The 5184-nt window shown below is 67.3% G+C and carries 2 protein-coding genes and 1 pseudogene; all 3 read right to left on the bottom strand.

Features of this window, described 5'->3' with window-relative positions; all coding sequences use genetic code 11:
* Window positions 1–128: 128 nt before the first annotated feature.
* On the bottom strand, window positions 129–2036 hold the full coding sequence (locus ACZ4YY_RS37385) for a dynamin family protein (RefSeq protein ID WP_468299850.1): 1908 nt from the start codon (window positions 2034–2036) through the stop codon (window positions 129–131).
* Between the two features lie 592 nt (window positions 2037–2628).
* Window positions 2629–4407: a hypothetical protein gene (locus ACZ4YY_RS37390; protein WP_468299852.1), complete on the bottom strand. Its 1779-nt coding sequence runs from the start codon at window positions 4405–4407 to the stop codon at window positions 2629–2631.
* Between the two features lie 177 nt (window positions 4408–4584).
* Window positions 4585–5184: pseudogene (locus tag ACZ4YY_RS37395) on the bottom strand (transposase); the annotation flags it as partial.

Below are 5184 nucleotides of genomic sequence, written 5' to 3' on the forward strand. Positions count from 1 at the left end.
CGATCCACGGCCGCGACTCCCTCTTCCCCACGGCAAGACCAACGAGCAACCACGCGGACAGTCACGTGATCAACAACTTCTGTTAGGAGCTCTTAACCGAGCTGTACGAGGTTTCGTTCCGCTCACGTTTAACGCCCCGCCCGCTCCGTGAAGTCGTTGGATAGTTCCGTCAGCCGGTTCTTGAGCCGCTGTGCTTGGACAGCCCTCTCCTCCCACAGCGCGACGTCCTGCGAGTACGGGACGAGTGAGGCCCGTGGGCCGGCGAGCATCTCCTCGAGCCGGCGTTCCACCGGGGCCCACAGGTGATCGAAGATGTGGCGTGCGAAAGCTGCCTCCTCGGCTTCGTACCGCGCTCGGAGCTTGTTGGCGAGGGCGTCACGGTCCTTACCGAAATCCTTGACCAGCTTCAAGAGGTCGAAGGCCGTGAGGACGGTGAGGACAAGCGTTGCCGCCGCCCCGACAGTGGCCTTTGTGGTCTGTTTCGCTGCTTCTTTGGAGGCTTGTTTCGCTGCTTCTTTGGCGGCTTGCTGGGCCGAGAGCGTGCTGACCGCCGCGGCGGCAGCTGTGGCGGCCGCCAATGCGGTGGTGGCCGTAGCTGCCCCGGTGGGCTCCTGGGCGGCGGATCCCGGACGGCCAAGTGACATGGCGGGGGTCTCACCTCCGCCATCTCCGGCGGGAATCACGAGCCCGACATCCCGCAGATCCTGTTGCAGCCGTCGAAGGTGCCTGTCGGCGACCGAAGCGCCGTCGGTGCTGGTGCGCTCCCAGAATGAACTCTCCTGCTCGGCCCGCCGGATGGCGGATCGGATCAACCTGTCGAGGCGATCAGGGGCGGACTCGACAGCGCCTGTCCAGCTCGCAGCCGCGCCCACCAGTGTCTGCACCAGAGTGAAGTGCTCCAACACCGTGTCGGCGCTGGCGCGACCATAGAGCGAGGCGAGCTCTGGAGCTCGCTGCGTGGCGACCGTCCGGACGTCGTCCCGCATCTGCACGCGGGCAGGCTCGATCACCTCGCGTTCGATGCGAGCCCACTCCTCCAGGTACTCCTGGCTGACGACGCGGCGGCGTTCGCACTCGGTCTTCACGGTGTCCGCAACATCGGCCAGTCCCTTGGCATATCCGCTGCACCGCAAGAGCAACAGCCGCATGCGTGACCGTTCGATTCGCTCACCGAACGGACCGACAAGGTCGTCCAACGCTTGCCGCAACGGTAGGTATCCGCAGCGCTCCAACTCGCGCTGGAAGGCACTGTCGGATGCCAGGGCCGGCTCCTGCTGGCGGCGTGCAACAAGCCGTCGTGCTTGATGAGAGTCGTACAGCACGACTTCATTCAGATAGGCCCCGAGGTTGTCGCGCAGGGCGTCAACCACACCACCGGGTCCGGTCAGTTGCGGATCACGGTACGGGTCGTATTCCGGGTCGTCGTCGTGATCTTCCAGGGACCTGGTTACGACTCCCAGAACTGCCGCTTTGCGATCCGCAAGCGCCCGGGCGAAGACGCCGACCTCCCCGGCGTTGCCAGCGCTTTCCGGGAAGAAGGTCCACAGGACCAGATCCGATTCATCCTCCCTCAGGTAGCGGAGAGTCACGTCTTCGAAGGCCTGCAAGCGATCTCCCAGGCCGGGTGTGCTGATGAGCCGAATCTGGCGGAGCAGTGGGACGCGGAGGTACAACCGCACTTCCCGGCACTCCACTTGTTGCTCGCTCAACGTTTCCTGCTGCCGCAGAAAGCCCACTGCGTGGGCGATCGATTCGAATCGGGTGACGGTGCCATCGGGCCAGATGCGTTCCGCGTACTCCTCCGGTGCCGATTCGTCGAGCGGGTTGAGGACTGCAACCACACCGTCGGTCGGCTTGCTGTCGGTGATCAGCAGCTTCCGACCGAGCAGCGAATTGATCAATGACGACTTTCCGGAGGAAACCTGTCCGATCACCATGACTGACAGCGTCGCCGACACCCGGTCAACCACTCGCGTGATCCAGTCGCGGTCGTGGACCTGTGAACGGGGATCCACTTCGATCCCCGTCTCCCCCATGAGGGACCGAACCTCCTCCGCCATCATTCCACCCGTTCCCCTGCCCCGGCGTGCTTCATGGAATTCGATCAGCCACGGCAGTACATTTGTACGTTTGTGGCTTGGGAAGATCTCACCAGTAGTGGCGCACAACCGGCTCCTGGCATGAACCGGCCATACGGAGACCGTTCCCGTCCCGTTCGCCCCCTCTGCGGCTCCCAGCATAAATGTGACCGTCATCACGCAGAGTCAAACGGCCATAGGAACGGCATTTGGCGAGGCCGAGCGACTACGACTCGGGCGTCTCGGTCACCGACAAGTCGACCGGTCGTCGTCAATGAGGCCGTCGGCTAGTGCTTGGGCCACGGCGATGGACTCAGGGGTCTGACCCAGTGACCGCCCAGGGGCGACCTTTACCGTCTGGACAAGCCTGTCAACACGCTGGGTAGCGCTTTATCCGCCCAGGAATCCCCGCCTGTACCCGACGACATCGCCCCACCCCTAGGTTCGCCGTAGTTGTCTCATCACAGATGGTGAGGCACCGGTGGGAACAGAGCAAGAGGCCCTGGCCGTGCCCGCTGTGGGGAGCGCCGTGGCGCTGTGCTGTTCCCCCCTACGTTTCCGCGGTCGCGCCGGCCAGGGAGTCGAGGAGCTCTCCGAAGGTGATCTTCTCACCGTCGTAGTCGAAGGTCATGGCGGCGGCGAGGGCCTCCCATCGGTCGGTGCTGCGCCCGCAGTGGTCCAGCAGGATTTTCAGGGCGACTTCGGGTTCGTGGCGGGCGAGGATTTCGTCGGCGGGGATCTGGCGCAGGTGCTCCAGGGTGTGGTGGCGGGATTTGACGACGGCGCGGTAGACCTCGGAGCGGGAGAAGATCTCACCGGTGGCGGGGGAGTCGAGCCAGGACTGCAGGACGGCCGCGGGGTCGGGGTGCTTGCCGAGTTCGTCGTCGTCGAGCAGCCGCACCACACCGTCGTGCTCGTCTTCGGGTACCGGGACAGCGGCCGCCGCTGCCAGGAACCAGTCGGGCCCGCCGGCCTTCTCGGCGATCCAGGCCAGTTCGGCTGGGTGCAGCCCGTTCAGGACGTCCGTGACGGCAGCGTGCGGGGTGTTCGGGTTGGCGGCGAGGGTGACGAGTGCCTGGACCCGGCGGTGCTCGTAGTGGCGTTCCAGGAGCCGGGCCGGGCGGTCGTGGTCGGGATCTGTGTTGTTGATGACGCGGATCAGGGTCCGGCTCGGCGTGGGGGAGACAACGGCCGGCTGATCCAGCCGGGCGAGCTGGGCGCAGGCCCCGGCGAGGTGGTCTGGGTTGGCGCTGAGGAGGGCCAGGTCCTCGGCGAGGCGTAGGACGCGGCCGTCGAACTCGTGGTCGCCTTCCTGCTTGTCGGCCCAGGTGAGCAGCTGGCCGCGGGTGACGAGAGCGTCGGCGGCCGCGTGCAGCTGGTCGGGGGCGAGGCCGGCCAGGCGCGGGTTGTTGTGGACGCGGTTGGCGATGTGGTGCAGGGTCCGGCGGGCGGTCACCTGCGGGTTGGGCAGGTCGGCCAGTTGGGGCAGGCACAAGGCCGGAAGGCAGGCGAGCAGCAGTTCGTCGCTGAGAGCGGGAGCCGGGTCGGCGGGGGGTTCCTCGCCATCCGGGTCGGCGGCGCGGAGCCGGGCGTCCTCGAGGGCCTGTGTTTCGGCCTGGTCCAGCAGCAGGTGCTGAACAGCCGGCCCGAGCACGGGGTGCGCGGTGAGCTGCGCCCACCGCTGGGGACACCGGGCCAGCATCGCCCAGGCACTGTTGTCGCCCAGCTCCAGCGACCAGTCCTTCAAGAACGCGGACACCGTCTCCCAGCCCTCTTCGGGCTCGGGGTGAAGGAGGTACGCGGCGAGCGGTGTGAGGCAGACTTCCAGGACGGCGTCGAACAGTTCCTGCGGGACGGGCGGGGCCGGCGCCGCGCCCTTGGTGCGGGTGTAGCGGTCGGGGTCCCAGTCCCGGATGACCTGTTCCACCTCGTGGCCGGGGAGGCGGGGCAACAGTGCGATTGCCGCCTCGACCTGGCCGGGGTGCCGTGCCAGCGCAGAGATCAGCCCGGCCCAGGCCCGGCGGTGCCGCAGGATGGCGGGCACGTCGGCGGCGGTCACGGTGCCGTCGGCCGCCAGGGCGGCCAGCGTCTTCTCGTCGGCGTGCACCAGGAGCTGGCCGCGCAGCCGCTTGGCGGAAGTCCGGGCCAGCAGCGCGGGCAGCGCGGCCTTGAGTGCTTCCTCCCGCCACTGGTCGGCCTGGGCGTGGAAACCGTCCGGCGTCGTCGCCGGGGCGCACAAGGCCCCGATCACTGTCTTGAGTGCTTCCTTGGGGAGGTCCTCACGCATCGCGAGATCCCGCCACAGCGGGTACGTACGGGCGTTGACCATCCTCGGATCCCCTCCTACACCTGACCCGGCGTCATTGCCTAGTCGCTATCCGTGGAACGACCGTACGGCGTACCCGGGTCTGAGCGGGTGCGATCCATGAAGTCGCCTCGCTTTCATGCGCTGACCCGGGCCGATGCGGGGGGGGGTGCCTCTATGTCCTTGGTCAAGTCTGGTCGGTCATGCGGCGGCCGTTTCGGGGGTGCGTGGTTCGTAGAAGGTGCCGTCGCGGAGCATGGCGAACAGGACGCTGATGCGGTGGCGTGCGAGGCGGAGGAGGGCTTGGGTGTGGGTCTTGCCTCGGGCCCGGCAGCGGTCGTAGTAGCTGCGGGAGGCGGGATCGTGGAGAGCGGCGAACGCGGAGAGGAACATCGCGCGTTTGAGTTGCCGGTTCCCGCTTCTTGGGGCGTGTTCGCCGTGGATCGAGGTCCCCGACGACTTGGTTGCCGGCGCGAGACCGGCGTAGGAGGCGAGGTGGGCGGCGCTTGGGAACGAGCTGCCGTCGCCGACGGTGACCAGGAGGACTGCGGCGGTCCTGACGCCGACGCCGGGCAGCGACGTCAGGACCTTGGAAAGAGGGTGGGCCTCCAGCAGCCTGGGTCTGGGCTTCGAGAGCCTTGCGTTGTTCGTGGACGGCGGCCAGCGACTTGGCCAGGGACGGCACGATCACGTCGAGGGTGCCAGTCCCTGGGACCACGACCGTCTGTTCATCGAGCGCGTCGAAGATGTCGTTGACCAGGCGTTCGGCCATGCGCGGGGCTCTGGGGCGGATGACTTCCA

The organism is Streptomyces sp. NPDC030143 (genome assembly GCF_055573695.1).